The sequence below is a fragment of the Streptomyces sp. NPDC059092 genome (assembly GCF_042756365.1).
GTDB lineage: Bacteria > Actinomycetota > Actinomycetes > Streptomycetales > Streptomycetaceae > Streptomyces.
This window is the reverse complement of the sequence record NZ_JBHZEJ010000006.1, coordinates 73,083-98,352: the sequence shown is the minus strand read 5'-3', so window position 1 is coordinate 98,352 and position 25,270 is coordinate 73,083. Positions and strand designations below refer to the sequence as shown.

22 protein-coding genes and 1 pseudogene are annotated in these 25,270 nt (G+C 68.1%); 11 read left to right on the top strand and 12 right to left on the bottom strand.

The genetic code is table 11. From position 1 onward, the window contains the following. The first annotated feature begins 1 nt into the window (after position 1). The 3 genes and pseudogenes from ACFXPL_RS05995 to ACFXPL_RS05985 all read left to right on the top strand — a co-directional run bounded on the left by ACFXPL_RS05995 (position 2) and on the right by ACFXPL_RS05985 (position 1,943). Positions 2-547 (top strand): HAD domain-containing protein, encoded by a 546-nt coding sequence (locus ACFXPL_RS05995; RefSeq protein ID WP_384913147.1) that lies wholly within the window; start codon positions 2-4, stop codon positions 545-547. A 116-nt stretch (positions 548-663) separates the two neighbouring features. Beyond that, positions 664-1,329, top strand: coding sequence for a hypothetical protein (locus ACFXPL_RS05990; protein ID WP_384913144.1), 666 nt, complete (start codon positions 664-666; stop codon positions 1,327-1,329). 129 nt (positions 1,330-1,458) lie between these two features. After that, positions 1,459-1,943 (top strand): annotated as a pseudogene (locus ACFXPL_RS05985) (SMI1/KNR4 family protein). Between the two features lie 51 nt (positions 1,944-1,994). On the opposite strand, the gene ACFXPL_RS05980 reads toward ACFXPL_RS05985, so the two are convergent. The 4 genes from ACFXPL_RS05980 to ACFXPL_RS05965 form a co-directional block, all read right to left on the bottom strand. Further along, positions 1,995-3,692, bottom strand: coding sequence for a relaxase/mobilization nuclease domain-containing protein (locus ACFXPL_RS05980; RefSeq protein WP_384913141.1), 1,698 nt, complete (start codon positions 3,690-3,692; stop codon positions 1,995-1,997). Beyond that, positions 3,682-4,251 carry a hypothetical protein gene (locus ACFXPL_RS05975; RefSeq protein WP_384913349.1) on the bottom strand — a complete coding sequence of 190 codons (570 nt, stop codon included), beginning with the start codon at positions 4,249-4,251 and terminating at the stop codon, positions 3,682-3,684. The genes ACFXPL_RS05980 and ACFXPL_RS05975 overlap by 11 nt, the downstream gene beginning before the upstream one ends. Positions 4,252-4,565: 314 nt before the next feature. Next, positions 4,566-6,017, bottom strand: a complete 1,452-nt coding sequence (locus ACFXPL_RS05970; protein ID WP_384913137.1) for a DUF3631 domain-containing protein — start codon at positions 6,015-6,017, stop codon at positions 4,566-4,568. 143 nt (positions 6,018-6,160) lie between these two features. Beyond that, a complete protein-coding gene (locus ACFXPL_RS05965) occupies positions 6,161-6,355 on the bottom strand; it encodes a helix-turn-helix domain-containing protein (protein ID WP_329147669.1) in 195 nt (64 codons plus the stop codon). Positions 6,356-6,475: 120 nt separating this feature from the next. On the opposite strand from ACFXPL_RS05965, the gene ACFXPL_RS05960 reads away from it, so the two are divergent. Further along, complete coding sequence (locus ACFXPL_RS05960) at positions 6,476-6,976, top strand: helix-turn-helix transcriptional regulator (RefSeq protein WP_136204661.1); 501 nt, start codon at positions 6,476-6,478, stop codon at positions 6,974-6,976. A 24-nt stretch (positions 6,977-7,000) separates the two neighbouring features. Beyond that, on the top strand, positions 7,001-8,110 hold the full coding sequence (locus ACFXPL_RS05955) for a tyrosine-type recombinase/integrase (RefSeq protein WP_384913132.1): 1,110 nt from the start codon (positions 7,001-7,003) through the stop codon (positions 8,108-8,110). Between the two features lie 86 nt (positions 8,111-8,196). On the opposite strand, the gene ACFXPL_RS05950 is transcribed toward ACFXPL_RS05955, so the two are convergent. The 5 genes from ACFXPL_RS05950 to ychF all read right to left on the bottom strand — a co-directional run bounded on the left by ACFXPL_RS05950 (position 8,197) and on the right by ychF (position 16,632). Continuing rightward, positions 8,197-11,136, bottom strand: coding sequence for a type I restriction endonuclease subunit R (locus ACFXPL_RS05950; RefSeq protein WP_384913128.1), 2,940 nt, complete (start codon positions 11,134-11,136; stop codon positions 8,197-8,199). Next, positions 11,133-12,326, bottom strand: coding sequence for a restriction endonuclease subunit S (locus ACFXPL_RS05945; RefSeq protein ID WP_384913125.1), 1,194 nt, complete (start codon positions 12,324-12,326; stop codon positions 11,133-11,135). The genes ACFXPL_RS05950 and ACFXPL_RS05945 overlap by 4 nt, the downstream gene beginning before the upstream one ends. Next, positions 12,323-13,828, bottom strand: coding sequence for an N-6 DNA methylase (locus ACFXPL_RS05940; protein WP_384913122.1), 1,506 nt, complete (start codon positions 13,826-13,828; stop codon positions 12,323-12,325). Before ACFXPL_RS05940 ends, ACFXPL_RS05945 begins: the two co-directional genes overlap by 4 nt. Next, on the bottom strand, positions 13,825-15,297 hold the full coding sequence (locus ACFXPL_RS05935; RefSeq protein WP_384913119.1) for an N-6 DNA methylase: 1,473 nt from the start codon (positions 15,295-15,297) through the stop codon (positions 13,825-13,827). The genes ACFXPL_RS05940 and ACFXPL_RS05935 overlap by 4 nt, the downstream gene beginning before the upstream one ends. 246 nt (positions 15,298-15,543) lie before the next feature. Next, on the bottom strand, positions 15,544-16,632 hold the full coding sequence (ychF, locus tag ACFXPL_RS05930) for a redox-regulated ATPase YchF (protein WP_384913116.1): 1,089 nt from the start codon (positions 16,630-16,632) through the stop codon (positions 15,544-15,546). A 307-nt stretch (positions 16,633-16,939) separates the two neighbouring features. On the opposite strand from ychF, the gene ACFXPL_RS05925 reads away from it, so the two are divergent. Further along, on the top strand, positions 16,940-17,491 hold the full coding sequence (locus ACFXPL_RS05925; RefSeq protein ID WP_384913346.1) for a DUF6542 domain-containing protein: 552 nt from the start codon (positions 16,940-16,942) through the stop codon (positions 17,489-17,491). A gap of 36 nt (positions 17,492-17,527) precedes the next feature. Here the strand turns inward: ACFXPL_RS05925 and ppgK are convergent, their stop codons facing one another. After that, entirely contained in the window at positions 17,528-18,265 is a 738-nt protein-coding gene (ppgK, locus tag ACFXPL_RS05920; RefSeq protein ID WP_384913113.1) for a polyphosphate--glucose phosphotransferase, read from the bottom strand. A 94-nt stretch (positions 18,266-18,359) separates the two neighbouring features. After that, complete coding sequence (locus ACFXPL_RS05915; protein WP_384913110.1) at positions 18,360-19,388, bottom strand: 4-hydroxy-3-methylbut-2-enyl diphosphate reductase; 1,029 nt, start codon at positions 19,386-19,388, stop codon at positions 18,360-18,362. 87 nt (positions 19,389-19,475) lie between these two features. Here ACFXPL_RS05915 and ACFXPL_RS05910 point away from each other — a divergent pair, with 87 nt between their 5' ends. The 4 genes from ACFXPL_RS05910 (at position 19,476) to ACFXPL_RS05895 (ending at position 23,323) form a co-directional block, all read left to right on the top strand. After that, on the top strand, positions 19,476-20,909 hold the full coding sequence (locus ACFXPL_RS05910; protein WP_384913107.1) for an APC family permease: 1,434 nt from the start codon (positions 19,476-19,478) through the stop codon (positions 20,907-20,909). Positions 20,910-20,995: 86 nt separating this feature from the next. Further along, on the top strand, positions 20,996-22,207 hold the full coding sequence (gene xseA, locus ACFXPL_RS05905) for an exodeoxyribonuclease VII large subunit (protein WP_384913105.1): 1,212 nt from the start codon (positions 20,996-20,998) through the stop codon (positions 22,205-22,207). Positions 22,208-22,295: 88 nt separating this feature from the next. Next, the gene (locus ACFXPL_RS05900) at positions 22,296-22,553 is read left to right on the top strand and encodes an exodeoxyribonuclease VII small subunit (protein WP_384913102.1); all 258 of its coding nucleotides are present in this window, start codon (positions 22,296-22,298) and stop codon (positions 22,551-22,553) included. A 182-nt stretch (positions 22,554-22,735) separates the two neighbouring features. Continuing rightward, positions 22,736-23,323: a malonic semialdehyde reductase gene (locus tag ACFXPL_RS05895; RefSeq protein ID WP_384913099.1), complete on the top strand. Its 588-nt coding sequence runs from the start codon at positions 22,736-22,738 to the stop codon at positions 23,321-23,323. Between the two features lie 101 nt (positions 23,324-23,424). Here ACFXPL_RS05895 and ACFXPL_RS05890 read toward each other — a convergent pair whose 3' ends face one another. After that, a complete protein-coding gene (locus ACFXPL_RS05890) occupies positions 23,425-24,000 on the bottom strand; it encodes a DUF4245 domain-containing protein (RefSeq protein ID WP_384913096.1) in 576 nt (191 codons plus the stop codon). A 123-nt stretch (positions 24,001-24,123) separates the two neighbouring features. On the opposite strand from ACFXPL_RS05890, the gene glpX reads away from it, so the two are divergent. Then, the gene (gene glpX / locus ACFXPL_RS05885) at positions 24,124-25,155 is read left to right on the top strand and encodes a class II fructose-bisphosphatase (protein WP_384913093.1); all 1,032 of its coding nucleotides are present in this window, start codon (positions 24,124-24,126) and stop codon (positions 25,153-25,155) included. Positions 25,156-25,270: the final 115 nt, after the last annotated feature.

Below are 25,270 nucleotides of genomic sequence, written 5' to 3'. Positions count from 1 at the left end.
GATGCCCCTTCCCTATCTGCTCTTGGACATCGACGGCGTCCTCATCCCGTTCCCGGCCGCCGACGGCAGCACCCCGCCCACCCACGTCCGCCACACCGTCCTGCCCACAGGCCGACACCCCGACGACCCTGTCGCCATCTGGCTCGACCCTCGGCAGAGCAGCATTCTCACCGACCTCCTGACCAGCGGACTCGTCACCCCCGCGTGGTGCACGAGCTGGCGCAAGGACGCCACCACGATCATCGGCCCTCTCCTGGGGCTGCCCGACTTCCCCTACCTCGACCTGCCTCGCCCCCAGATCACCACCAGCCACCCCGACGGCTACCTCTGGAAACGCGACCATGTCAACGTCTGGCTGGCAGACGCCCCCGCCGTCTGGATCGACGACGACTTCACCGGCCTCGACCATGACTGGGCGATGGAGCGCACTAGGAAGGGAACAGCGACCCTCCTCATTCAGCCCGACCCGCACCTCGGTCTACAGCCCGAGCACCTGACTGAGGTCACGAGGTGGCTCACACAGGTACCCACAGCTCGCGCAACCTGACGACCGATGCACTCGCCGCCACGGACGGGGAGGGAAAGTGAGTCTCGTTGTTGGGGAGTTCTTCCCCCGAAGGCCGGTCAAGGCCCCTCCTGCACCGTCCGGGATAGCGTCCTCGGATGAATCTTCATCTCATCAACGATGTGCCCGACGGTCTGACCCGACGAGCGCGAACCTTTGTCGGCACGCATGGCGTCAAAGTAGACGTTCGCCCCGTTGAGGGGCACCGGGAGTGGTGGCTCGAACGAGACGTTCCACCAGCGGTGATTGACCGGATGGCCTCCTACCAGAACCGATGGGGCGGTCTGCTCCTGCCACCCGCACCGAAGTACGACGGAGGCCCGAAGTACCTTGATCCGGACTCGCCGGAGGAGGGTTCCGCAGGATGGTGGTTCGAAGCCGGAATGCAGCGGACCGCGGTCCCCTACTCGTTCATGATCAGTCCGTCCGGCGAGTTCGGCATTCAGGCAGAAGAGTGGGCCCCCCTCCACGCAACCATCGAGGGTTGGGTGGAGTCGGTGGCCCTGGCCCACCACGCGTCCGGGTGGGCGAAACAGGTCACCAAGCTCGTCGGAGATGACGTCTCCAGCATCGACTTGACGGGTTACGTGCAAGTACGCGAGGTGACGGGCCTGACGGACACCTGGTGGCGAGGGCAAGATTCGTTGATCGCTCTCTACAGCGGTGAGGCCGCTGCGCTGAACTTGCCCAGAGGCCGCACTGCCGTGATCTACTCCGGCCTCGACGATTGGGGGCTGCGAGGAGGTGTGGATGACGACGGCTGACGTGCCGTCCACCTCATCTCGGTTGCGGTTTAAGCGAGGTAGGCACGGTGTCCGTCAAGAGGCGATCGACAGTCTCTTCGTGTGACCGCCAACGAAGATCGCCAGTTGCCCGACGCCCTTGCCGATGCGATGGCAGTTCGGATTGAGTGCATCGGCGAGGACGGGGTCGACTTCGAGCCCTATGAGTACTTCCTGTCTGCCGATGAGACCACTGACTGGTTTCGCGCGTGGACAGGCAACACCGAGGTGAACGGAGCCGAGTTCCGTGTATTCGGACAGGACGGCACCGGCGGTTACGCGGCGTTCTAGCTGGTTCGGCCGGGTAGGGGGTCGCACAGCAGCCCATCGTTTTCCTAGGCTCCGAAGGGGAGACAGGCGTCGTCGCCAGCAACCTGGCTGCCTTCCTGTGGCTTCTGGCTGACGGCTTCGGCCCGTGGGAGGCTGCCACTTCGGACGAGCCCGAGCCCGATTGGGCTCCACAGGTCAATCGTGGCCTGGCGGCTGTTGCGGAGCGTTTCGCTCCGGACCACCGTGCAGCGGCCGCAGCGATCATCGCTCAGGCTGCTCACGAGTTCCCCGACTTCGAGGACACCATCGAGAAGCTCTGCCGTTGAACCCGAACCGATGCCCTCGCCGCGATGGCCGACGAGGGCATCAGGTCGGCGTCAGCGGCGTCGACTGCGGTCTTCAGCCCTCCTCGCTACTGGGGCAGCCGAAGTGACTTGCGCGGAAGGAACCAACGACGCCTGCTTGAAGGTGCTTCGGCTGCGAGCCGCGGGTATCCGTCGATTCGGCTGGGCGGTGATACGCCAGTTCAGGACCTCGGCGGGGTGCTCGGCGCTGTCGAGTTCCCGCTCGGTGCCCACCTCAGCCAGGAGGCGGCCGGCATTGTGACCCTCGGCTTCGGCACGGGCGAGGGTCGTGGTCAGCGCAGGCCAGGAAGGGTCGGCCATGATGCGGTCGGCGTGGTCGGGGAGGGTCGCGCGCAGGTCGCGCTCGAAGCGGCGGGCGGTCTCGGCTCGTGGGGCGCGGCGCGTCAGGTCTGCCAGGACGGGTGTGGCGGCCTGCTGGTAGCCGGCTTGGAGGTGGCGGAAGGCTTCGTCGGCTGCTGCCGCTTGCTGTTGGTGGCCGCGCTGCTCGTGCCACTTGGCGGCGGCGCGGGCCAAGTGCAGGGTGGCGAAGAGCAGGGCGATGGCGAGTCCGCCGGGTTCGTTAGAGGTGTAGGCGAGTTCCTTGGCGGCTTGGCGTAGTGCGGTGGCTGCTTGGTGGTCGGCGCGGGTGGCGGAGCGACGGGCGCGGTTGAAGGCCGAGGCGGCTGCACGCAGCTCCGTGCGGTGCGGGCCGGGTGTGGCGGTAGCGACGTTGTAGAGGACGTCGCCAAAGGCGGCGAGGTGGGCCTGGGCGGCGGCATCGTCGTCGGAGTCGAGGACGGTGTGCGTCGTCTGCATCACGGCGATGGTGTGCTGCCAGGGCTCGGCGGGATCTGCCGCGAACCTAGGGCGGTCGACGACCTCCTGGTCGGGGAGACGCTCGCGGAGGCGGTTGATGGAGAGGTCGGGGGCGAGTTTCGAACCGCCGTACCAGACGGGTTCGCCGGCGCTGTTGGTGTCGCCGGGTGCGGCGAGGCTGTAGCCGATCACGTCGCCGCTCTCGGGGCCGAGGCGTGTCTTGACCGTGATGCCGAGAGACTGCAGCACGGTGAAGTAGTCGGCCTCGGTGTGTACGGCGGCGGCGACCGCGTAGGCCCGCTCGCGCAGCCAGTGCCGTGCCGTCACGGTCTGGCCCTGGCGCTCGACCTTGGCGCGTTCGGCGCCGGTGGGGGTGCGGGGGGCCGTGAGGTCTCCGGACTTCAGGCGGCGCAGGCCGAACTCGGTCTCGATCCTGCGGCACTCGGCTTGGGCCCGTCGGCCGTCCTGGTGGGTGCGGGGGCGGCGGCCGTCGGCGCGGACGGTGGTGGCCATGATGTGGATGTGGTCGTCGGCGTGGCGCACTGCGATCCATCGGCATGCCCTCTCGTCGCCGTCGGGGGCGATGCCCGTGGCGTGCACGATGCGGCGGGCGACCTCGGCCCACTCGGCGTCGGTGAGGTAGCGGTCGCCGGGCGCGGTGCGGACCGGGCAGTGCCAGACGTGCTGCGGTGGCTTCTTGCCGCCCAGTTCGCGGGTGCGGAGGTCGACGTGGTGGTCGAGTCGCCTGGCGAGCTGGGAGTAGGTGGCTGCCGGGTCGCGGCCGGGGTCGGGAGCGCCGGCCATGTCCCAGGCGGCGACGATGTGGGGGTTGGTGTGCTCGTCGCGGCGGCCAGGGCCGAAGAGGTAGGCGATCAGTCCGCGGCTGTCGGAGCCGGTGGAGACGTCAGGAACCATGGGTCGTGCCCTCTGACAGGAGCTGGTCGATGAGGTGGAAGCTGTTCTGTGCTGCTTGCTCGACGCGGTCCAGAACCGCCTCGGCGCGCTCGGGCACGGTTCCCCGGTTGATGGCTGCGGTGATCTGGTTGAGGTTGCCGCCGATGCGGTTCAGCGCGACCGTGTGCGCCTCGACGGCCTCGATCAGCGGGCGGAGAGGATCGTCCTCCGGGCTGCCGACCATCCCCGCTTTGCCCTGCGCGACGGCCAGGGCCGCGTCTCCGACGAATCCGGCGAACCTCTGACCGCGCTGGTGAGCGGCTGCGCTGATCACCTGGACCGCGGTGCGTGTAAAGCGGATGGTCTTCTCCTGGTCGCGCTTCTCCACGGTGCGCTTGCGGTTCATCTGCGCGGGCAGGGCGGGGGCGTCGAGATCCCGCCAAGAGGGCTGCTCGACGAGCGGTTGGGCATCGGTAGGCGTACGGGGAGGAGCGGAGTCGGCTGCGGGCCGGCCAGAGTCCTCGGCCACCCCCTGCTCCGGCTCGGGCGCCCCCTGGCGCTCGGCCTTGTCCTCCGCCACCCCTGGGGCGGGGGCAAGCGCGGACGAAGCCTCGTTAGAGGCTCGTTCGCTCCAGCTTGCTGCTGGTCGTCGGGTGAGCCTGAACAGCTTCCTGCGGCGGCGGGAGGTGGTGTCGTCGGCGTTTGATTCGGGCATGGTGGTGCTCCGTCAGTCGTGGGGTGGGGCTTCGTTGCATCCGTCGCATCCGTCGCGTGGCTGGTCAGCACAGGTACGGAGAGGGCCGCAGGGTACGGATCGATCCGTAACGGCGAGGAGATCCGTCCCCACGCTGACCTGCGCGGGGACGGATGCGACGGATTGATGCGGACCTGGAGTCAGCGAGTGGGCCTGGGGCCTGCGGGCCCTCCCGGCGGGCCGGTGGGCAGCATCCCGGACGGAGGGGCGGGTGGCCTGCCCGGGGTCGGACGTGCCGGGACCTCGGCGGTGGGTGCCGACGGGGCGGGGGCGGGGCAGTAGCGGGCCCAGGCGTCCACGAACTGATTGCGGGCGTACGCCTTGGCTTGCCTGCCGTTCTCGAACCGGTAATTGGCCGGGCTGATACCGAAGTCGCGCAGCAGATTCGCCAGGTGGTAGGCGTTCAGGCCCTTGGTGCCGTACTCCGCCCACGGAGCCTCGTCGTCCTGGATGAGCACGGCGAGCAGGTCCTGGCTGCGCAGAGCCTCCCGACCGCCCTCCTGCTCGAAGACCCGGCGGATGTCACGCAGCAGCCGTGTTTTCAGCGTCGTCTGCTCGTCCTGGACCACCTCGTTGCGCGTCATCGCCAGACAGGCGGCACGTGCCAACGCGGGCCAGTGCCCGCCGGCGAGGTCGGCGACGATGACGAGCGGCTCCCATGTGTCGGCGGCGCGGTCCTCGACGGGCATCTTCGGCACCGAGCCCGCGACGGTGCCGCGCAGCGGGACCAGCCAGTCGGCCAGCCGGTCGCGCAGCGCGTGCAGTTCCGGTACGGAGTACCGCGAACGGAACGGGGTGATCCGCTCGCCCGGCTTGCGCTTCTGCATACGGATGACAATCGCCCGGTCCATGATCGTGTCCGGCAGGTCGCCGATACCGGCCAGAGCCGCCATGGCGAAGGTGGGGAACGCGGTCGGCTTGTGCTCCGGCCCGGAGATCCGCCAGGCCGGCCGGTTGCGCTGGTGCCCGGCGTTCAGCAGGCCGCGCAGGTCCTCCTTGTCGCCCGCCTTGGGGCCGAAGATGGTGTCGGCCTCGTCCACCAGGAGCGTTGGCGGGTTCTTGCCGATGACGCGGAAGACGACGGCGGGGGAGGTGTTCACCGTCATCATCGGCTGGTGGACGGTTTCGTAGAGAACGTCCAGGAGGCGGGACTTGCCGCACCCCTTGGTCGGTCCGACCACCGCCAGCCGCGGCGCGTGCTGGAGGCCGGGCTGGATGTGGGAGGCCGCGACCCAGAGGGTGACGGCGGTCAGGGCCTCGTCACTCGGCAGCACCACGTACCGCCCGATCGCCGTGCGGAGGTCGTCCAGCAGCGCACTGCCTTCACCTACCACCCCGGCGCCGTCTCGGGTTTCTGATCCGCCTGGAGAAGGATCGACTGCGCTGTCCGACGCGGTTGTCGGGGCGCTGACCTGAGCCGGTCGCGAACCGGGCGTGCTCCGATTCAGAGCATCCGAGGTCGCGCCTCCCGTGTCGGGACGTGGTTCCGTCCGGTCCTCGCGGTTCCGAGGCAGACCCTGGCCCGGGACCGCGATCGGTGGCCAGGCAACACCGGATGCCTTCGAGGTGGCGGGGGACGTAGGGTCCTTCATAGATGTTCCTCTCGGGTGGGGGCGAGACGGGCAAGGTCTCGCCCCCGACCAGTTCGTTCAGGGATGGGCGACGTGCAAGGGGATCTCCGGCCCTCGGCGTACGCGCGCCGAGGGCCTTTGCTGTGTCCGGACGGGCCAGCGGCTCATGAGGCCAGGCCCCAGTCCCCTCCGCCGTCGATCAGCGCGCGCTCGTAGCGCAGCAGCTCGGCCTCGGGGTAGAGCACTCGCTTGCCGACCTTGATGCCGCGCGGCCCCTTCTGGAGATGGCGCCAGTAACGGACGGTGCTCTCGGCGGTGCGGTATCGCTCGGCGACCTCGGCGGTGGTCAGGTATCGCACGCGTTCCCATTCGGCTAGATAGCGATTCGATCTGCATAATCAGTACCTCATGATCGGCGGTTAGCCAAACCGGGAAGCCCATGTTTCAATTCGGATAACGATGGTCGCGATGGAGGTTCGATGGCAGGCGAGAAGGCCGAGGGCGGCGAAGTGCCGCTGCTCTACAGCGAAGGCAACGTGGCGGGCCGCGTTGCCTTGGAGCGCGAGGTCAGAGGGTGGAGCACGACCGAGCTGGCCGAGCGGGTGACCAGAGCCGGCGTGAAGATGAACCAGACGGCCGTGTGGCGCATCGAGAACGGCTCTCCCCGCCGGCGCATCAACCTCGACGAGGCCCTCGCCTTCTCCCGCGTCTTCGAGCTCCCCCTCGAAGAACTCATGTCACCGCCCCTGGAAGGGCTCGACATCGATAGCCGACGGCTCGTCCAGGAAGCCGTCGAAGCGTTCTACGAAACCCGCGACGCCCGCGACCGCCTGCACCGCGCCGTGGTCGCCGTCGCCGACCACATCAAGGCACACCCCGACAGCTCACGCGCGATCAACGAACAGTGCCTCCGCCTCATGGGCGACGAGCGAGACGCTCGCACCCTCACCAGCGATATCGAGGACGGCGGCCACTACTGACAACCAACACCAAGGAGAACCCACTTGGCGAACATCCAGAAGCGCCCCAACGGCAAATGGCGTGCCCGATACCGCGACCTCGACGGCAAGGAGCACGCCCGCCACTTCGACCGCAAGATCGACGCCCAGCGCTGGCTCGACGAAGTAACGACTAGCGTGGTCACCGGCCAGTACGTCGACCCGCGCTCGGCGAAGAAGCCCTTCAAGGAGTACGCGGAAAAGTGGCGGGCCAGCCAGCCGCACCGGCCGTCGACGGCCAAGGCCGTAGCCCAGCACCTACGTTGCTACGCCTACCCCGTCTGGGAGAAGCGGGCACTCGGCACGATCAAGCCCGGTGACGTGCAGAGCTGGATCACCAGCCTGACGACCACCCACAAGCTCGCCGCGAGCACCTCCCGCACCGTCTTCAACACGGTCAACGCGGTCTTCCGGGCAGCGGTCCGCGACCGCATGATTCCGCACAACCCCTGCACCGACGCGAAGCTGCCCTCAGTTCCGAGGAAGAAGGTCGTACCCCTGGCCGTCGAGCAGGTGCGGACGCTGGCCGAGGAGATACCCGGCCGCTACAAGGGCCTGGTCCTGCTGGGCGCATGCACAGGGCTCCGCCCCGGCGAGCTCTTCGGCCTGCAGCTTCGGCACGTGGACCTGCTGCACGCGACCGTCTCGGTCGAGCAGCAGGTCCAGCAGACCGCCAAGCACGGCGTGTACGTCTGCCCGCCCAAGACCGCTCGATCACACCGCACGGTCCCACTCCCCCGCATAGCGGTGGATGCGATGAAGGCCCACCTGCGGGACTTCCCCGCCGATGGGTCCGAGAGCTGGATCTTCACGGCGCCGCAAGGCGGGCCTGTGGTCTACACGCACTTCATGGACGGGTCCTGGCGGCCCGCCTGCGCGAAGGCTGGCATAGCGAAGGGCACCGGACCTCATGCCCTGCGGCATCACTACGCCAGCCTGCTGATCAAGCACGGTGAGTCGGTGAAGACCGTCTCCGAGCGCCTCGGCCACACCAACGCGGCCATGACGCTGAACATCTACACCCACCTGTGGCCCGACTCCGAGGAGCGGACCCGGGCCGCCGTCGACAAGGCGTACGCGGACCGCCCTGCGGACGGCGAGGCGCCTGGCCGCTGAAGCAGCGTAGCGGCTAGCCCCGCCGCTGGTGTACATGGCAACGGGGCCGGCGGCTGGTCGATGAGACCGCCAGAGCTCCGGCGCCTCTAGTAGTACTCCCGGATGTATCCCAGTGCCTTCCCAAAGACATCTTGGTCGCGGATCTTGAACTTGATGTAGAGCGCCTTGCGAAGCGCCTGTTGAACGAGGCGATCGCCTTCGTTGGTGTCCTGCCAGCCGTCAAAGCGAACGGTACGGACGACGGAGTCGACCTCGTCGACGACCCTTTCGGCGATAATCGGGGTCTCCTCACCCTTGAGCGACTCGAAGAGGTCGGTCAAGGCGGCCTTTCCACGCTCCTCGCGGGGCACCTCAGCGGCGACCTTCTCCGCTGCGACCGTGTCACGCGCCAGCGCGAAGAGCTCCTTGAGGAAGTCCAGAGATGACTGCTGAGAGTGGGTGTACTTCTCGCGCAGGGCATTCAACCGCTGGCCAAGCTCGACGAAGGCTGGGTTGCCGACGTGCTTGGCAATGCGGGCGGTGATCCATTTCTCGACCTCGACGGGGTCGATGTCCTTGCGGTTGCCGGTCATCAGGTCCTCGATAACCTTCGCATCGAGGACGATGGTGTCCAGGTCGGTACGGGGGACCTCGACGGTGACGTGCTCGTTTATGAGGTCAAGGGTTTTGGCGCCCAGCGTGTGCCAAACCAATCGGCCGGTGACGTCCGTGGGTTGCACGGACTGGTAAACGTCGGTCAGCCAGCGGTAGTCCGCTTCGTATGCGGACAGGCTCGGGTCCGGGGACAAGGTCTCCCACAGCTGCGCAACGACGCTGTACGCGGCTCCGAAGGCGTCGCGGGACTCATCGGAGTCGATCGCGGTCTGCGCCTGGATCAGGCCCTCATAGCCACCGACGGTGCGGTCGACACCCGAGAAGAACGCCAGAGCAGCCTCGATCGCGGGGCCGAGCTGCTCGCGGAGTACAGCGATGTTGGAGATGACCTGCTGGACAGACTTGTCGTCGAACTCGAAGGCCTTGGCAACGTCGTCGAAGATGCCTAGGTAGTCCACTATCAGGCCGTGGGTCTTCGTGGGCGGGTAGACCCGATTGGTGCGGCAGATCGCCTGGAGCAGGGTGTGCTCGCGCAGCGGCTTGTCGATGTATTGGGCATAGAGGATCGGGGCGTCGAAGCCCGTGAGCAGCTTCGCGGTCACGATGATGATCTTCAGCGGGTCGGCCGGGTCGTTAAAGCGGGCGGTGATCCGCTCCAGCTCCTCACGGCCCGGGGTCCACTGCTTCCACGTCGGCTTGTCGCTGCGGCCGGTGGACATCACGATCGTGGACACGTCTGGGCCAAGCAGGCCGTCGAGCTCTTTCTTGTACGCCACACAGGTGGCCTTGTCGTAGACCACGACCTGCGCCTTGAAGCCCTGTGGGGCGACCTTAGCAGTGAAGTGCTCGGCAATGTCGGCGGCGATCTTGCCGACCCGGGCGGGGGCCTTGATCAGGACTTCCAGGGAGGCGGCCTTCTTCGACAGGGTGGTGCGGTCCTCCTCGGTGAGCCCGTGGCGGTTAGCGAGCTCGGTAAAGGCCGTGGTGATCGCCTCCTCGTCCAAGTGGATCTCCGAGAGGCGTGGCTCGAAGTGCAGCGGCAAGGTGGCGCCGTCGCGGATGGAGTCGGAAAAGGAGTAACGCGAGAGATACCCGTGCTCGTCGGCCTCGTCCCCGAACCACATGAACGTATTGCGGTCACGCTTGTTGATCGGCGTCCCGGTCAGCCCGAACAGGAACGCGTTGGGCAGCGCCTCGCGCATCTTGCGGCCGTAGTCGCCCTCCTGGGAGCGGTGGGCCTCGTCGACCATCACGATGATGTTGTCGCGCACGTCCAATACACCGGGGGCTTCGCCGAACTTGTGGATCGTGGTGATGATGATCTTCCGCGCGCCCGCAGCCAGGAGCTCCTGCAGCTCCTTGCGGGACTCCGTTGAGACGAGGTTCGGTACGTCCGAGGCGTTGAATGTCGCGGTGATCTGGGTGTCCAGGTCGATCCGGTCGACCACGATGATCACCGTCGGCGAGGTCAGCCCCGCCGTTGCGCGCAACTTCTGTGCAGTGAACACCATCAGCAGCGACTTCCCCGACCCCTGGAAGTGCCAGATCAGCCCTTGCTTGATCTGCCCGTGCAGCACCCGCTCCACGATCAGGTTGGTCGCCTGGAGCTGCTGGTACCTCGCGATCACCTTGATCTTGCGGTGCTTCTTGTCGGTCGCGAACAGTGTGAAGAACCGCAGGAAGCCCAAGATCGCGTCCGGATCCAGAACGCCCTCGACCGCCTCCTTGACCGCCGAGAGGCCTACTTTCACCGGCGTATGGTCGTCACCGGACTCATCCGCGCGCCACGGCCCCCACAGCTCCACCGGCATCCCGACCGAGCCGTAGCGGAAGTCCTTGCCCTCGGTCGCGAAGTTGAGCACGTTCGGCACGAAGAACGCCGGCACGTTGACCTCATAGTCCTCCTTGACCTGCGCGGCAGCGTCGATCCAGGAGTACGCCGGCCGCACCGGCGACTTCGCCTCCCCAACGACGAGCGGGAACCCGTTGCACCAGATCACCAGGTCGAAGCGCCGCTCCAGTCGCCCGCCCCTGTAGGTCACCTCGGTGGAGACGATCCAGTTGTTCGCACTGTGCTCGCCGGGGTGGTCGAAGTCGATCAGCTTGACGGTCACATGCTCGCCGTCGGGCCCGAACGGCATCGACTTCTGCCCCGTGAGCCATGCCGCGAACTCCTCGTTCGCCACCACCGGATTCGGCGTGTTGCGCGCGGAGATCAGGATCGCGCGCAGCCGGTAGATCACCTCATCTGCCAGACTCGGATCCGTGTCGATGGTCGGGTTGAGGCGGATTAACGCCTCCCGCACTTGCTGCTCCAGCAACACCTCGTCGGTGCGCCGCGGCAGATCGCTCCCCGGCACGAACCGCACGTCCCCCGACTCCACGAGGTCCCGGACGAAGTCGCGGACGGTGTTCGCCTCGTTGAAGATCACTCGGCACCCCCGAAGACCTGGTCGTGAAGGCTTCTACGGAGCACGTCGATTTCTGAGCGTTCCCCTGCCACACTCGCGAGTGTGTCTTCGAACGAGCTCACACGACCGAGCAAGTGGGTCTGATCTGCAATGGAAGGCACCGCGATGCTGCGCGCAATGTAGTCCTTGACTGACAGATTCGTGATATTGGTCGTCTTCTTTGCATAATTTCGAGTCACGCCAGCCACCCAGTCATGCCGAAGACGCCAAAACAGGAAACGCGGCTCCACAACCTCCCGGTTCGGCCGAAGCAGCCGCTGAAAGTCGGTGGGGATACACGGAGCCGGGTATCCATGAGCGATAACGACGCGCCCGACTGGTTGCGAGGGTGATCCTCCAGAGCGCTCGAGAATAATGTCCCCATCGCGGACAAGGCGCACCTCGGCCTGCCGCCTGCTCACGGAACGAACAGGCGACCCGTCAGTTGTCAGTTGAGTCGCGCCATCCGCATACACGCGTGGCCCGAGCGCCAGTACGTCGACCTCAGCCTCGCCCTCTGCTGAGCCCCAGATCCCACCGATGACATCGGTACAGAGGTCAATGATCTTTTTGTGCGAGCCAGAGGCCGCCCGGAACGAGTCAGCGAGGAAACGCTGCATCGCGACCTCGATTGTCGAGACCTGGCCACCCAATTCGGCTTTGTGGCGCTCCAGCGCCCAGAGCAGATCGGCGAGGCGCTGCTGTTCATCGACGGGAGGGAGGTCAAACTCGTACGCAGCCAGCTCGCCCCAGTTCAGGTATGGGTTGACCGAGCCACGTGAGTGGGCGATCGCGTAGGCGTGGAACCTCTCGGCCGAGAGAACGAACGGAAGGAACTCCTGCAGGAGCAAGTTCTTGTCGAGGGTCTCCAGTACGAAGGTCTTCTCGCCTGTGATCCCCTCGAATTCCGGGACGGCGACTTTGCGAAGATATGTTCGCCTGGAGACGTAGAGGACGTGGCCTGGCTTGAACCGCTTGTAGAACATCGGCCCTATCGGGTCGCGCCCGATAACCCCCCAGTCGGCGATCGAGAGACTGCCGCTGGGAATGTGCTCGCCAGCGAGGAACCGCTCCAGGCCAGAGGTCTCGGCGTCGACCCGGTCGGTGACGTGCCGGACCACATCTCTAAGGGTGACACGCTTCCAGCCGGACTTGTCGAGGTTCAGGCTCATGCCAAGGCCTCCGTTCGCAGCAGGGACAGCACATCGACGACGGCCGCATCAGAGCTCTGCGCAGCCGTACGCCAGGCAGCAAGGGCCTCGGCGAGGTCGATTTGTTCTCCCCCGCTGCTGTCCATGGCTCCTCCGACGTATGTCGGGATGGCCAGGCTGAAGCCCTTGGCCGCAATCTCATCGAGCGTGGCGACCGTCGCGAACTGCTTGATGTTCGCGAAGCCACGGTAAGCATCGAGAATCTTCTGCTGGTGAGTGTCGCGCAGGAAGGCCTGCCCCTGTTCGCGGGAAACCTCGTTGAGGGCGTTGATGAAGAGAACCTTGCCCTGGCGTTCGGCGGGCTTGCGCGTCCGCAGGATGACGACGACGGCCGGCATCGGGGAGTTGTAGAACAGACCCTCGCCAAGACCGAGCACACACTCGACCAGGTCGGACTTGACCAGCCGCTCGCGCATGGCGGCCTCGTCACGGCGGAACAGGACCCCGTGGGGGAAGAGAATCGCGGAACGCCCAGTGGTGGGGTCCAGACTCTTGGCGATGTGCTGGAAGAAGGCGTAGTCGGCGCGCCCCTGAGGTGGTAGGCCCCACATGTTGCGCCCGTAGGGGTCCTTGGCGAACGCGTCGCGGTTCCATGCCTTGATGGAGTAGGGCGGGTTGGCCAGGACGACGTCGAAGGTTTGCGGGCCGCCGTGGGTGTTGAGGAAAGCAGGCCTGCCGAGGGTATCGCCATGGGCGATGCGGCTGTCAGTGACACCGTGCAGGAACAGGTTCATGCGGGCGATGGCTGACGTGCCGTAGTTGAGCTCCTGGCCATACAGGCGCAGGTTTCGCCACTCCTTGCCTTGACGCCTGACCTCGGCTGCGGTGGAGATGAGCATGCCGCCGGTGCCGCAGGTCGGGTCGTATACAGACTCGCCGGGCCGGGGTTCGAGCATGAGCGTCATCAGGTGCACCAGGGTGCGGTTGGTGTAGAACTCCTGGGCGGTGTGGCCGGAGTCGTCGGCGAACTTTTTGATCAGGTACTCATAGCCCTGCCCGAGCTCGTCCTCGGGCAAGTTCGCCACTGACAGCGTCTTGGTCGAGAAGTGCTCGATCAGGTCCGAGAGGGTCGAGTCGGGGAGCAGGTCCTTGTTGGTCCACTCGCCGTCGCCGAAGACGCCGGGGAGGGTGTCGGGGTTGGCGGACTCGATGGCCCGCATGGCTGCCTTGAGCGAGGTGCCGACATTGCTGGTGACCGTACGCAGGTCGGCCCAGTGGGTGCCATCGGGGATGGCGAAGCGGTGGTTCTCCGGGAGGTCAGCGAGCTCCTCGTCGCCGTACGCCTCCAGGGCCGTGGCATGCTCCTCGTCGTAGACATCGGAGAGTCGCTTGAGGAAGACCAGCGGGAAGATGTACTGCTTGTAGTCGCCCGCGTCGATCAGCCCCCTCAGCAGCACTGCGGCGCCCCACAGGTAGGACTCCAGTTCCCGCTGGGTGATCTGCTTCAGGCCCGTCGCAGTCATGCGTCCAGCCCCCACTTCGCCAGCTCGGCCTCCAACACTGCGCGGGTCTCGCGGGCCTTCGCGTGCGCGGTCTCCAGGTCGGCCAAGACTTGCTCCAGGGTGATCTGCTCGCCGACCTCGGCCAGCTCGACATATAGCGGGATGTTCAGGTTCCAGCCGTTGGTCTTGATGTCGTCCAAGGTCGCGACCGCGGCCAGACCGGGCTGATCGGCGTACTCCTGATACGCCTTCAGGAGGGTCTCTGCGTGGTCAGGCTCGAGGGTGTTCTGGTTGCGGCCGCGCTTGAAGAGCGACTCTCCATTGACGAAGAGCACCTTGTCCTGCTGCTCAGCGGGGCGCTGGCGACGCAGGATCAGCAGGCAGGCGGCCAGGCCGGTGCCGTAGAACAGGTTGGGTGCCAGGCCGATGACGGCCTCCACCAAACCGGCTTTGAGGACATGCTCGCGAACGCGGCCCTCGGCGCCCTGGCGGAACAGGGCGCCCTGCGGGAGGACGACCGCGACCCTTCCTCCGGTGGGTGCAGCGGAGGTGAGCATGTGCTGGGCCCAGGCCCAGTCGGCGTACCCCTTCGGAGGCACCCCGCCCAACTCATTGCGGCCCCACGAATCGGAGGCCCACTGCTCGTGGCCCCAGTTCTTCAACGAGAACGGTGGGTTGGCGATCACACAGTCGAACCTCGCCAACCGGCCGTGGTCGAAGTAGGCCGGGTCGCGCAGCGTGTCGCCGCGCTCGACGTGGAAGTCCTCCATGCCGTGCAGCAGCAGGTTCATCCGGGCGATCGCGGAGGTTGTAAGCACCTTCTCCTGGCCGTACAGCCTTCCGAGCACGGTCTTCGGGTCACCGCGGCGGGCCTTGATGTGCTGGATGACCTCGATCAGCATGCCGCCAGTGCCACAGGCCGGGTCGTACACCGTCTCCCCCTCCTGGGGGTCGAGGATCTTGACTAGTAGGGCGACCACCTCGCGCGGGGTGTAGTACTCGCCAGCCTTCTTGTTGGACTGGTCGGCGAACCGCTTGATCAGGTACTCGTACGCCTGCCCCAGCACGTCAGGAACGGCTTGGGAGATCGAAAGGGTCTTGATCGAGAAGTGTTCGATCAGATCAATCAGCTTGCTGTCCGGCAGCTTGTCCTTGTTGGTCCAGGTTGCGCCGCCGAAGATGCCGTACAGCGTGCCCTGGTTGGCCTGCTCGATACCGCGGAAGGCGGTTTTGAGGGCCCCACCGACGTTCTCGGTGCGTTCGCGTACGTCTGCCCAGTGGCAGCCATCAGGGATGGTGAACCGGTGGTTCTCCTCGAACGCCGCATACGTGTGGTCGCCACCTGACTCGTCCAGCGCGTGGGCATACTCCTCGTCGTACACATCGCTAATCCGCTTGAAGAACATCAACGGGAAGATGTACGCCTTGAAATCCGCCTGATCGATGCTGCCCCGCAGTAGATCAGCCGCCTTCGCCAGATACGACTCCATCTCCCCCAGTGTCAACGGCATCGGAAGCTCCTGCTCCCCCGCACCGACCGCACTCGACCCCACTCGATCACTACTCGTTTCCATACTCTGCCTGGTCGGCTCGCCGTCCCGGCGACCACGTGTCGGAGCGTAACGGGATCCGCCAGGGCTGTATCACATACACGTCAAACGCTGCGGACTCCGTGCGGACCTTAAAGGCCGCCCAACCCGCTCCGCCGCAGGTCAGACGGCCTTTCGCCGAACGTATTACACGTTGAAGCGGAACTCCACCACGTCGCCGTCCTGCATGACGTACTCCTTGCCCTCCATACGGGCCTTGCCCGCCGCGCGGGCCTCGGCCACCGAGCCGGTCTCCACCAGGTCGGCGAAGGAGATGACCTCCGCCTTGATGAAGCCCTTCTGGAAGTCGGTGTGGATCACGCCGGCCGCCTCGGGGGCCGTGGCGTTCTGTTTGATCGTCCAGGCGCGGGATTCCTTCGGGCCTGCCGTCAGGTAGGTCTGGAGGCCCAGGGTGCGGAAGCCCACGTGGGCGAGGGTGGCGAGGCCCGGTTCTTCCTGGCCTACCGACTGGAGGAGTTCCAGGGCCTCGTCGTCGTCCAGTTCCGCGAGGTCGGACTCCAGCTTCGCGTTGAGGAAGATCGCCTCGCCGGGGGCGACCAGGGCGCGCTGTTCGTCCTTGAAGGTGTCGTCCGTCAGCTCCTCCTCGTCCACGTTGAAGACGTAGAGGAAGGGCTTGGTCGTCAGGAGGTGCAGCTCGCGCAGGGGCTCGGCCTTCTCCGTGCCCTGGACGATGCCCGTGGAGAAGAGCGTCTCGCCGGTCTCCAGGATGGCCTGGGCTTCTTCGATCGCCTTGACCTGGCCCAGGACCTCCTTCTTGATGCGCGACTCGCGCTGGAGGCGGGGGAGGACCTTCTCGATCGTCTGGAGGTCGGCGAGGATCAGCTCGGTGTTGATCGTCTCGATGTCGCTCCGGGGCGAGACCTTGCCGTCGACGTGGACGACGTTCTCGTCCTTGAAGGCCCGGATGACCTGGCAGATCGCGTCCGACTCACGGATGTTCGCCAGGAACTTGTTGCCCAGCCCCTCCCCCTCGGAGGCGCCGCGCACGATGCCGGCGATGTCGACGAAGTCGACCGTGGCCGGGAGGATCTTCTGCGAGCCGAAGATCTCCGCGAGCTTGTTCAGGCGCGGGTCCGGTACGCCGACCACGCCGACGTTGGGCTCGATGGTGGCGAACGGGTAGTTGGCCGCCAGCACGTCGTTCTTGGTCAGGGCGTTGAACAGGGTCGACTTGCCGACATTCGGCAGACCGACGATTCCGATCGTGAGCGACACGTTGGCGACTTCCTGGAGTGAGGACCGGCCGGCGGCCGAGGACTGGCTGAGGACCTTCGCGGCCCGATCCCCCAGTTTACGGGCGTGGTGCGGCGGCCGACGACGGGTGCGCGGCGGCGGTCGTGCGGGGCCTCACGTGGCCGGCCCGGCGCCGGGCGCTCGAACTCACCTCCGGCGTCACCCGTGGGGCGTGTCCCGACCCCGGTTCCCCGGTTCGGCCCCCTCCGCCACCTACGTTGGTCCGGTGGAGCAGCAGCAGAGGACACGTCAGCAGCCCCAGCGGCGGCAACGGCCGCGGCACCACCCCGTGGCGCGCCGGCGGCGCGTGCCGCCCGTCGTGCAGCGGCTGCGCAGACTGCCCAACCCGCGGTTCACCGGGCTGGGCGCCGGGCTCTTCGCGACGGCCTCGATGCTCTTCTTCGCCTTCTTGGACACGCTGCTCTTCGACGCCGAGCCGGTGGTGTACGGAGTGCTGTTCCTGCCGGTCAGCGCCGTGACCGCGCTGTGGGTGCGCCCCGCCGACCTGGTCACCGCGCCGATCACCGTGCCGATCGCCTTCGCCGTCGGCGCGCTGCCGATCACCGGCGGGAGCGGTGGGTTCGGCGGGCAAGTCATGGGGCTCGTCACCACGCTGGCCGTGCACGCGGGCTGGCTGTACGGCGGCACGCTCGTCGCCGGGCTCATCGCCACCGTACGGAAGGTGCGCGAGATGGGGCGGCGGCAGCTCGCCAGGGATCTGGCCGCCACCCGGGCCGCCACCCGCGCGGGCGCCGGGCCGCGGGGCCGGGCGGCCGGGAGCGGCCGGACCCCGGCTCCGCGGAGCGGCGCCGGGGCCGCCCGGGCGGTACGGCGGGGGTAGGCCGCGCCGCTCAGCGGGCGGCCCGCCGGGCCTGTGTCAGCGGCCCGCCGCCGCCATGGCCGCGCCGACGATCCCCGCGTTGTTCTGCAGCTCGGCCGGGAGGATCTCGGCCCTGATCCCCTCGATCAGCGGGATGAACTTGTCGGCCTTGCGGCTGACCCCGCCGCCGATGATGAACAGCTCGGGCGAGAACAGCATCTCCACATGGGCCAGATACTTCTGTACCCGGTGCGCCCAGTGGTGCCAGCTCAGCTCTTCGTCGTCCTTGGCCTTCGTGGACGCGTGCTTCTCCGCGTCGTGGCCGTGCAGTTCGAGATGGCCCAGCTCCGTGTTGGGCACCAGTCGGCCGTCGATGAAGAGCGCGCTGCCGATGCCCGTACCGAAGGTCAGCAGGAAGACCGTGCCCTTGCGGCCGCGCCCCGCGCCGAAGGCCATCTCCGCCACGCCCGCCGCGTCGGCGTCGTTCAGGACGGTGGTCCGCAGGTTCAGCCGGTCACCGAGGACCTGGCCCGCGTCGACGTCGATCCATGCCTTGTCGACATTGGCGGCCGTGCGGATCACCGAGCCCGTCACCACCCCGGGGAAGGTGATGCCGACCGGCCCGGACCAGCCGAAGTGCCGGACGACCTCCACCACACCGTCGGCGACGCTCTCGGGCGTCGCCGGGTGCGGCGTGAGTACTTTGTAGCGGGGCTCGACCAGGTCGCCGCGGTCGAGGTCCACGGGCGCACCCTTGATCCCCGAGCCGCCGATGTCCACTCCGAAGACGTTCATGGACACAACGTTACGGGCAGATGCTGACAGCGACGTACGTGGAGGCGGAACGGCTCGTCCAGTTTCCGGAACGGTCCGGTCCGTCCGGCGGTCCTTACTGCTGCGAGAGCGCCGCCGCCTCGGCCCGCAGGTCCCTGCGCAGCTCCTTGGGGAGCGAGAACGTGATCGACTCCTCGGCGGCCTTGACGATCTCGACATCCTCGAAGCCGCGCTGCGAGAGCCATTCCAGGACACCGTCGACCAGGACCTCCGGTACGGAGGCACCCGAGGTGACACCGACCGTGGACACGCCGTCGAGCCATGCCTCGTCGATCTCGGCGGCCTCGTCCACCAGGTGCGAGGCGCGGGCGCCGGCGCCGAGGGCGACCTCGACCAGGCGTACGGAGTTGGAGGAGTTCCTGGAGCCGACGACGATCACCAGGTCCGCGTCGGCGCCCATCTGCTTGACCGCGATCTGCCGGTTCTGGGTGGCATAGCAGATGTCGTCGCTCGGCGGCGCGATCAACAGCGGGAACTTCTCCTTGAGGGCGTCGACCGTCTCCATCGTCTCGTCCACGGAGAGGGTGGTCTGGGAGAGCCAGACGACCTTCGACTCGTCGCGGACCTCGACGTTCGCGACGTCCTCCGGGCCGTCGACGAGCGTGATGTGGTCCGGGGCCTCGCCCGAGGTGCCGATGACCTCTTCGTGGCCCTCATGGCCGATGAGAAGGATGTCGTAGTCCTCATCGGCGAAGCGCACGGCTTCCTTGTGGACCTTGGTGACCAGGGGGCAGGTGGCGTCGATGGTGGCGAGCTTGCGTTCGGCCGCCTCGTCGTGGACGACCGGTGCGACACCGTGCGCGGAGAACATGACGATGGATCCCTCGGGGACCTCCGCCGTCCTGTCGACGAAGATGGCGCCCTTGTTCTCCAGGGTCTTGACGACGTGCTTGTTGTGGACGATCTCGTGCCGGACGTAGATCGGCGCCCCGTACTGCTCCAGGGCCTTCTCGACGGCGATCACGGCACGGTCGACACCCGCGCAGTAGCCGCGCGGAGCGGCGAGGAGGACGCGTTTGCCGGCGCGGCGCGCGGCGTCTCCACTGGGGGTGGCGGCGGGCGACGGGCGGGACGTTGCAGTCATGCGTCCCATCGTAAGGCCGTGCACAAGAGGCGGAACGTCCTCCCTCTGCACGACACTGGTGCGTACGCGATCGAGGGAGGGACCCGGATGGCCGACAGTGGCACCGGTGGCGGTGGTGGGGCCAGGACGACCGCCGGAGCCGGGGGCGCGGGCGCCACGTCGGGCGGCGACGGGCTGCGGCGGACGCTGGGCTTCCGGGATCTCGTCGTCTACGGGCTGCTCTTCATCGCCCCCATGGCCCCCGTCGGCGTCTTCGGCACCCTCGACGCCAGGTCGCACGGCGCCGTGGCCCTGGTCTACGTGGTGGCGACCGTCGCGATGGCGTTCACGGCGTTCAGCTACGCCCAGATGGTGCGGGTCGCCCCGCAGGCCGGGTCGGTCTTCGCGTACGCGCGCAAGGGGCTCGGCGAAGGGCCCGGCTTCATCGCCGGGTGGATGGCGATGCTCGACTATCTGCTGATCCCGGCGGTGGCGTACCTCTTCGCGGGGATCGCGATGGAGGCGCTGGTGCCCTCCGTGGACCGGTGGGTGTGGACGGCGATCGCCGTGGTGGTCACGACGCTGCTCAACCTCTGGGGGGTACGGGCGGCGGCCCGCGTCGGCTTCGCGGTGCTGGCGATGGAGCTCGTCGTCCTGCTGGTCTTCGTCGTATCGGCCGTGGTGGTGCTGGTACGGGACGGGGCGACGCGCGGCTGGTGGTCGCCGTTCACGAGCGATACGGGGTTCTCCCTGGCGGCGGTCCTGGGCGCGGTGTCGGTCGCGGTGCTGTCGTACCTCGGGTTCGACGCGATCGCCTCGTTCGCCGAGGAGGTGACGGGGGGTTCGCGGCAGGTGGCGCGGGCCGTACTGCTCTGTCTGGTGCTGGCGGGCGTGCTGTTCATCGCGCAGACGTATCTGGTGGCGTTGCTGGAGCCGGTGACCTCGGCGGAGCTGGCGGCCGATCCCGCGAAGCAGGGGTCGGCGTTCTACGACGCGGTGGACACGGCGGTCGGCTCCTGGCTGCACGACCTGGTGGCGGTGAGCAAGGCGATCGGCGCGGCGTTCGCGGCGCTGGCCGGGCAGGCGGCGGCCGGCCGGCTGCTCTTCGCCATGGGCCGCGAGCGCAGGCTGCCGCACGCCCTGTCCCGTACGAGCGGGGGCGTGCCCAGGGTGGCGCTGCTGCTGGCCGCCGTGGTGACGCTGGTGGCCGCCGTGTGGGCGGCGCGGCGCCCGGACGGTCTGGACCACCTGGTCTCGGTGGTGGACGTGGGGGCGCTGACGGCGTTCGTGCTGCTGCACGCCTCGGTGGTGGGCTGGTTCGCGGTACGGCGCCGGGAGGGGCCGCCGCTCTGGTTCCCGCATGTGGTGCTGCCGGTGGTCGGGGCGGCGATCCTGATCGCGGTGATCGTGGAGGCGGCGGCCTCGGCGCAGGTGGTGGGCGCGATCTGGCTGGCCGTGGGGCTGGTGGTGCTGCTGGTGCAACGGGGGCGCGGTGGACGGACGGGCGGTACGGCGGCCGGCGGAGGCGCGGCGACGAAGTGACGTGCGCCGTGGAGCTGAGGCGGGCGACAAGCTGAGGCGGGGCGGGAACCGGGGCGTTGTCAGAGGCGGCCGATACGCTCCTCGGCATGGCACTCAACACGTCCGCGGACGCTCCGCTGCCCGTTGGTGAGGTCTCGCGGCTCATCGGCGGATGGATCGACCGCCTCGGCGCCATCTGGGTCGAGGGGCAGATCACCCAGCTCTCGCGCCGGCCGGGCGCGGGCGTCGTCTTCCTGACCCTGCGCGACCCCTCGTACGACATCTCGGTGAGCGTCACGTGCTACCGGCAGGTGTTCGACGCGATCGCGGACGTGGTGTCCGAGGGTGCGCGGGTCGTGGTGCAGGCCAAGCCCGAGTGGTACGCGCCGCGCGGGCAGCTCTCGCTGCGGGCGACGGAGATACGGCCGGTCGGGATCGGCGAGTTGCTGGTGCGGCTGGAGCAGTTGAAGCGGTCGCTGGGGGCGGAGGGGCTGTTCGCGGCCGACCGCAAGAGGCCGCTGCCGTTTCTGCCGCAGCTCGTGGGGCTGGTCTGTGGGCGGGCGTCGGCGGCCGAGCGCGACGTGCTGGAGAACGCGCGGCGCCGGTGGCCCGCGGTGCGCTTCGAGGTACGCAACACGGCGGTGCAGGGGGTCAACGCGGTGGCGCAGGTCGTCCAGGCGGTCAAGGAGCTGGACGGGCTGCCGGAGGTGGACGTGATCATCGTGGCGCGCGGCGGCGGCAGCGTGGAGGACCTGCTGCCTTTCTCGGACGAGCAGTTGATCCGGGCGGTGGCGGCGTGCCGTACGCCGGTGGTCTCCGCGATCGGGCACGAGCCGGACGCGCCGCTGCTGGATCTGGTGGCGGACGTACGGGCGTCGACGCCGACCGACGCGGCGAAGAGGACCGTGCCGGACGTGGGTGAGGAGCTGGACCGCGTCCAGGGTCTGCGCGACCGGGCGCTGCGTACGGTGCGGGGGCTGCTGGACCGCGAGGAGCGCGGGCTGGCCCACGCGCTCGCCCGGCCCGTGATGGAGCGGCCCCACCGGATGGTGGAGGAGCGCGACGCCGAGGTGGCCGCGCTGGCCGACCGGAGCCGGCGGGTGCTGCGTCATCTGCTGGACCGGGCGGACTCGGAGCTGTCGCACACCCGGGCGCGGGTGGTGGCGCTGTCGCCCGCGGCGACGCTGGAGCGCGGTTACGCGGTGCTTCAGCGGCCGGACGGCACGGTCGTCCGGGCGCCGGGGGACGTCACGGCGGCCGAGGAGCTGCGGGCCAGGGTGGCGGAGGGTGACTTCACGGTGCGGGTCGTCGAGGATTGAGCGCCGCGGATTGAGCGCCGCGAAGCGAGCACGGCGGACGGAATCGTTGTCGGATCGCGCGGCCACGCGCGTACAAAGGGTGGATGACATGACGAGCAGGGACAACGCCGCGGAAGCGGTCTCCGCCACGGGCACACCGGGGTACGAGCAGGCGCGCGACGAGCTGATCGAGGTCGTACGACGGCTGGAGGCGGGCGGTACGTCGCTGGAGGACTCGCTGGCGCTGTGGGAGCGCGGCGAGGAACTGGCGAAGGTGTGCCGCCACTGGCTGGAGGGGGCGAGGGCCCGGCTGGACGCGTCCCTGGCCGAGAAGAAGCCGGAGGGGGAGCAGAAGGGCGACGGGTGAGTCGGCGGGGAGCCGGACGGGTGAGCGGGGGGGCAAAAACGCGGGGGCACGGCGGGGCGGCCGAGCGGGGCCGTGCCTGTGAAGCGGATCACCGTGTCCAGCTTTTGTTGAATGTTCACCTATTCGGCGGCTACCGTGAAACCGTCAACACCTGATCGATCCGCTCGGAAGGCCCTTCCAAGATGTCTCTTGTTATCGACCCGGCCGCCCAGGACCTCCTCTTCCGCGAGGCCCGTACCGCCAACACGTTCTCCGCGGAGCCGGTGACCGAGGAGCAGGTCCAGGCCATCTACGACCTGGTCAAGTACGGCCCCACCTCGATGAACCAGTCGCCGCTGCGGGTCGTTCTGGTCCGCTCCGCCGAGGCTCGCGGGCGGCTCGCCCCGCTGATGTCGGACGGCAACCGGGACAAGACCGTCTCCGCGCCGCTCGTCGCGATCCTGGCCGCGGACAACGAGTTCCACGAGGAGCTGCCCCAGCTCTTCCCGCACTTCCCCCAGGCCAAGGACCTCTTCGGTGACCGCTCGGCCCGCGAGCGGTCGGCCGCGCTGAACGCCACGCTCCAGGCCGGTTACTTCATCGTCGGCGTCCGCGCCGCCGGTCTCGCCGCGGGTCCGATGACCGGCTTCGACGCCGCCGGTGTCCAGAAGGAGTTCCTGGACGACGACCACACCCCGCTGATGATCGTCAACATCGGCAAGCCCGGCGAGGACGCCTGGTTCCCGCGCTCCCCCCGCCTCACCTTCGACGAGGCCGTCACCACCGTCTGAGCCGTCACGGGACAACCCGTACGAGCCCGTACAGCACAAACGATGCCGCCGCCTTGCCCGGAAGCTCCGGAACGAGCGGCGGCATCGCGTCGTCAGGGTCGTTACCGCCCCGCGCCCGCTTCCCCGCCCGCTTCCGTGCCGGGCTCCTTGCCCGACTCCTTGCCGGCCTCCAGCGCCCCGGCCATCTCGCCCAGCCGCTCGTAGGACGCGGTGCCGGTCACCACCGTCGTGGCGTCGCCGTCCGTGCGCGCCAGCGCGTCGTACTTCGGGCCCTTCCAGCGCTGCCAGGTCTCGCCCGCCACCTGCTGGGTCTCGCCGGTGTCCTCGGCCTGGTGGCTGACCTCCGCCACGAACTTCTTCGCGGGCGCCGTCGACTGCTCGACCGCCACGTACTCGCCGTCCGGAGCCAGATAGCCGAGGTGCCACGCGTTGGCGTTCTGCCGCTGGTACGAGACCGAGGTCGGCTTCCACGTCTGCGCCAGCCCCGCCGGGGCCAGCACCGGGTACGGCGCCGCGCGCCGCGCGGTCACCAGCTCGACCCGGTAGTCGACCGCCTTGACCGGAGCCGGGGTGTCGTCGTGCGGAATGAACACGTAGATCGCGGCGACGACGACCCCGATGACCGCCATCGACAGGAACATGTCCCGCACTGTCTGTCTGCCTCGCATACCTGCCACGGCACCATCGTCGCATCACCCCGTCGCGCTCATACGTGGGCCCCTCTGCTCAATTTGTCGATGTACGGATAGAGTCGTATCACCCTCTTTTCCGGTCGTCGCCGTACAGAAAGGTGCGCTCCGTTGACCGAACATCAAATTCCGTCCCCCCTTGAGGTGTCTCCCGAGGCCCCCGACCGCAACCTCGCCCTGGAGCTGGTGCGGGTCACCGAGGCCGCCGCGATGGCGGCCGGCCGGTGGGTCGGGCGCGGCGACAAGAACGGCGCGGACGGCGCCGCGGTGAACGCCATGCGCACCCTCGTCTCCACCGTCTCGATGAACGGCGTCGTCGTCATCGGCGAGGGCGAGAAGGACGAAGCCCCGATGCTGTTCAACGGTGAGGAGATCGGGGACGGCACCGGCGCCGAGGTCGACATCGCCGTGGACCCGATCGACGGCACCACCCTGAACGCCAAGGGCATGCCGAACGCCATCGCGGTGCTCGCCGCGGCCGACCGCGGCACGATGTTCGACCCGTCCGCGGTCTTCTACATGGACAAGCTGGTCACCGGCCCCGAGGCCGCCGACTTCGTGGACATCAACGCGCCCGTCGCGGTCAACATCCGCCGGGTCGCCAAGGCGAAGCGCTCCTCGCCCCAGGACGTGACGGTCGTCGTCCTCGACCGCCCCCGTCACGAGGGCATCGTCAAGGAGATCCGGGAGACCGGCGCCCGGATCAAGTTCATCTCGGACGGCGACGTGGCCGGCTCGATCATGGCCGCCCGCGAGGGCACCGGCGTCGACCTGCTGATGGGCATCGGCGGCACCCCGGAGGGCATCATCTCCGCGTGCGCCATAAAGTGCCTCGGCGGTGTCATCCAGGGCAAGCTCTGGCCGAAGGACGACCGGGAGCGGCAGCGCGCCATCGACGCGGGTCATGACCTGGACCGGGTGCTCTCCACCAACGACCTGGTCAGCGGCGACAACGTGTTCTTCGTGGCCACGGGCATCACGGACGGCGAACTGTTGCGGGGCGTGCGCTACCGCTCGGAGACAGCGACCACCCAGTCCCTGGTGATGCGCTCCAAGTCGGGCACGATCCGGCAGATCGACTCGACCCACCGGCTGTCGAAGCTCCGCGCCTACAGCACGATCGACTTCGACCGCGCCAAGTAACGTCTGCCAAGTAACGCCTGCCGCGTGGCGCCTGCCGGGCCGGGACTCGTCAGGATCCGGTACTCGCGGGACGGACTCGGCGGAAGGGGTGCCCCTCTGTGCGGCGGGGCACCCC

Bases quoted from the DNA above. Each gene is read 5' to 3' on its own strand.
- ACFXPL_RS05910 (WP_384913107.1), top strand. From the start codon at position 19,476: ATGGCCGACAGTGGCACCGGTGGCGGTGGTGGGGCCAGGACGACCGCC.
- ACFXPL_RS05940 (WP_384913122.1), bottom strand. From the start codon at position 13,828: ATGACTGCGACGGGCCTGAAGCAGATCACCCAGCGGGAACTGGAGTCC.
- ACFXPL_RS05995 (WP_384913147.1), top strand. From the start codon at position 2: ATGCCCCTTCCCTATCTGCTCTTGGACATCGACGGCGTCCTCATCCCG.
- ppgK (WP_384913113.1), bottom strand. From the start codon at position 18,265: ATGAACGTCTTCGGAGTGGACATCGGCGGCTCGGGGATCAAGGGTGCG.
- ACFXPL_RS05915 (WP_384913110.1), bottom strand. From the start codon at position 19,388: ATGACTGCAACGTCCCGCCCGTCGCCCGCCGCCACCCCCAGTGGAGAC.
- ACFXPL_RS05980 (WP_384913141.1), bottom strand. From the start codon at position 3,692: ATGGTTCCTGACGTCTCCACCGGCTCCGACAGCCGCGGACTGATCGCC.
- ACFXPL_RS05970 (WP_384913137.1), bottom strand. From the start codon at position 6,017: ATGAAGGACCCTACGTCCCCCGCCACCTCGAAGGCATCCGGTGTTGCC.
- ACFXPL_RS05895 (WP_384913099.1), top strand. From the start codon at position 22,736: ATGTCTCTTGTTATCGACCCGGCCGCCCAGGACCTCCTCTTCCGCGAG.
- ACFXPL_RS05900 (WP_384913102.1), top strand. From the start codon at position 22,296: ATGACGAGCAGGGACAACGCCGCGGAAGCGGTCTCCGCCACGGGCACA.
- xseA (WP_384913105.1), top strand. From the start codon at position 20,996: ATGGCACTCAACACGTCCGCGGACGCTCCGCTGCCCGTTGGTGAGGTC.
- ACFXPL_RS05945 (WP_384913125.1), bottom strand. From the start codon at position 12,326: ATGAGCCTGAACCTCGACAAGTCCGGCTGGAAGCGTGTCACCCTTAGA.
- ACFXPL_RS05960 (WP_136204661.1), top strand. From the start codon at position 6,476: ATGGCAGGCGAGAAGGCCGAGGGCGGCGAAGTGCCGCTGCTCTACAGC.
- ACFXPL_RS05990 (WP_384913144.1), top strand. From the start codon at position 664: ATGAATCTTCATCTCATCAACGATGTGCCCGACGGTCTGACCCGACGA.
- ACFXPL_RS05935 (WP_384913119.1), bottom strand. From the start codon at position 15,297: ATGGAGTCGTATCTGGCGAAGGCGGCTGATCTACTGCGGGGCAGCATC.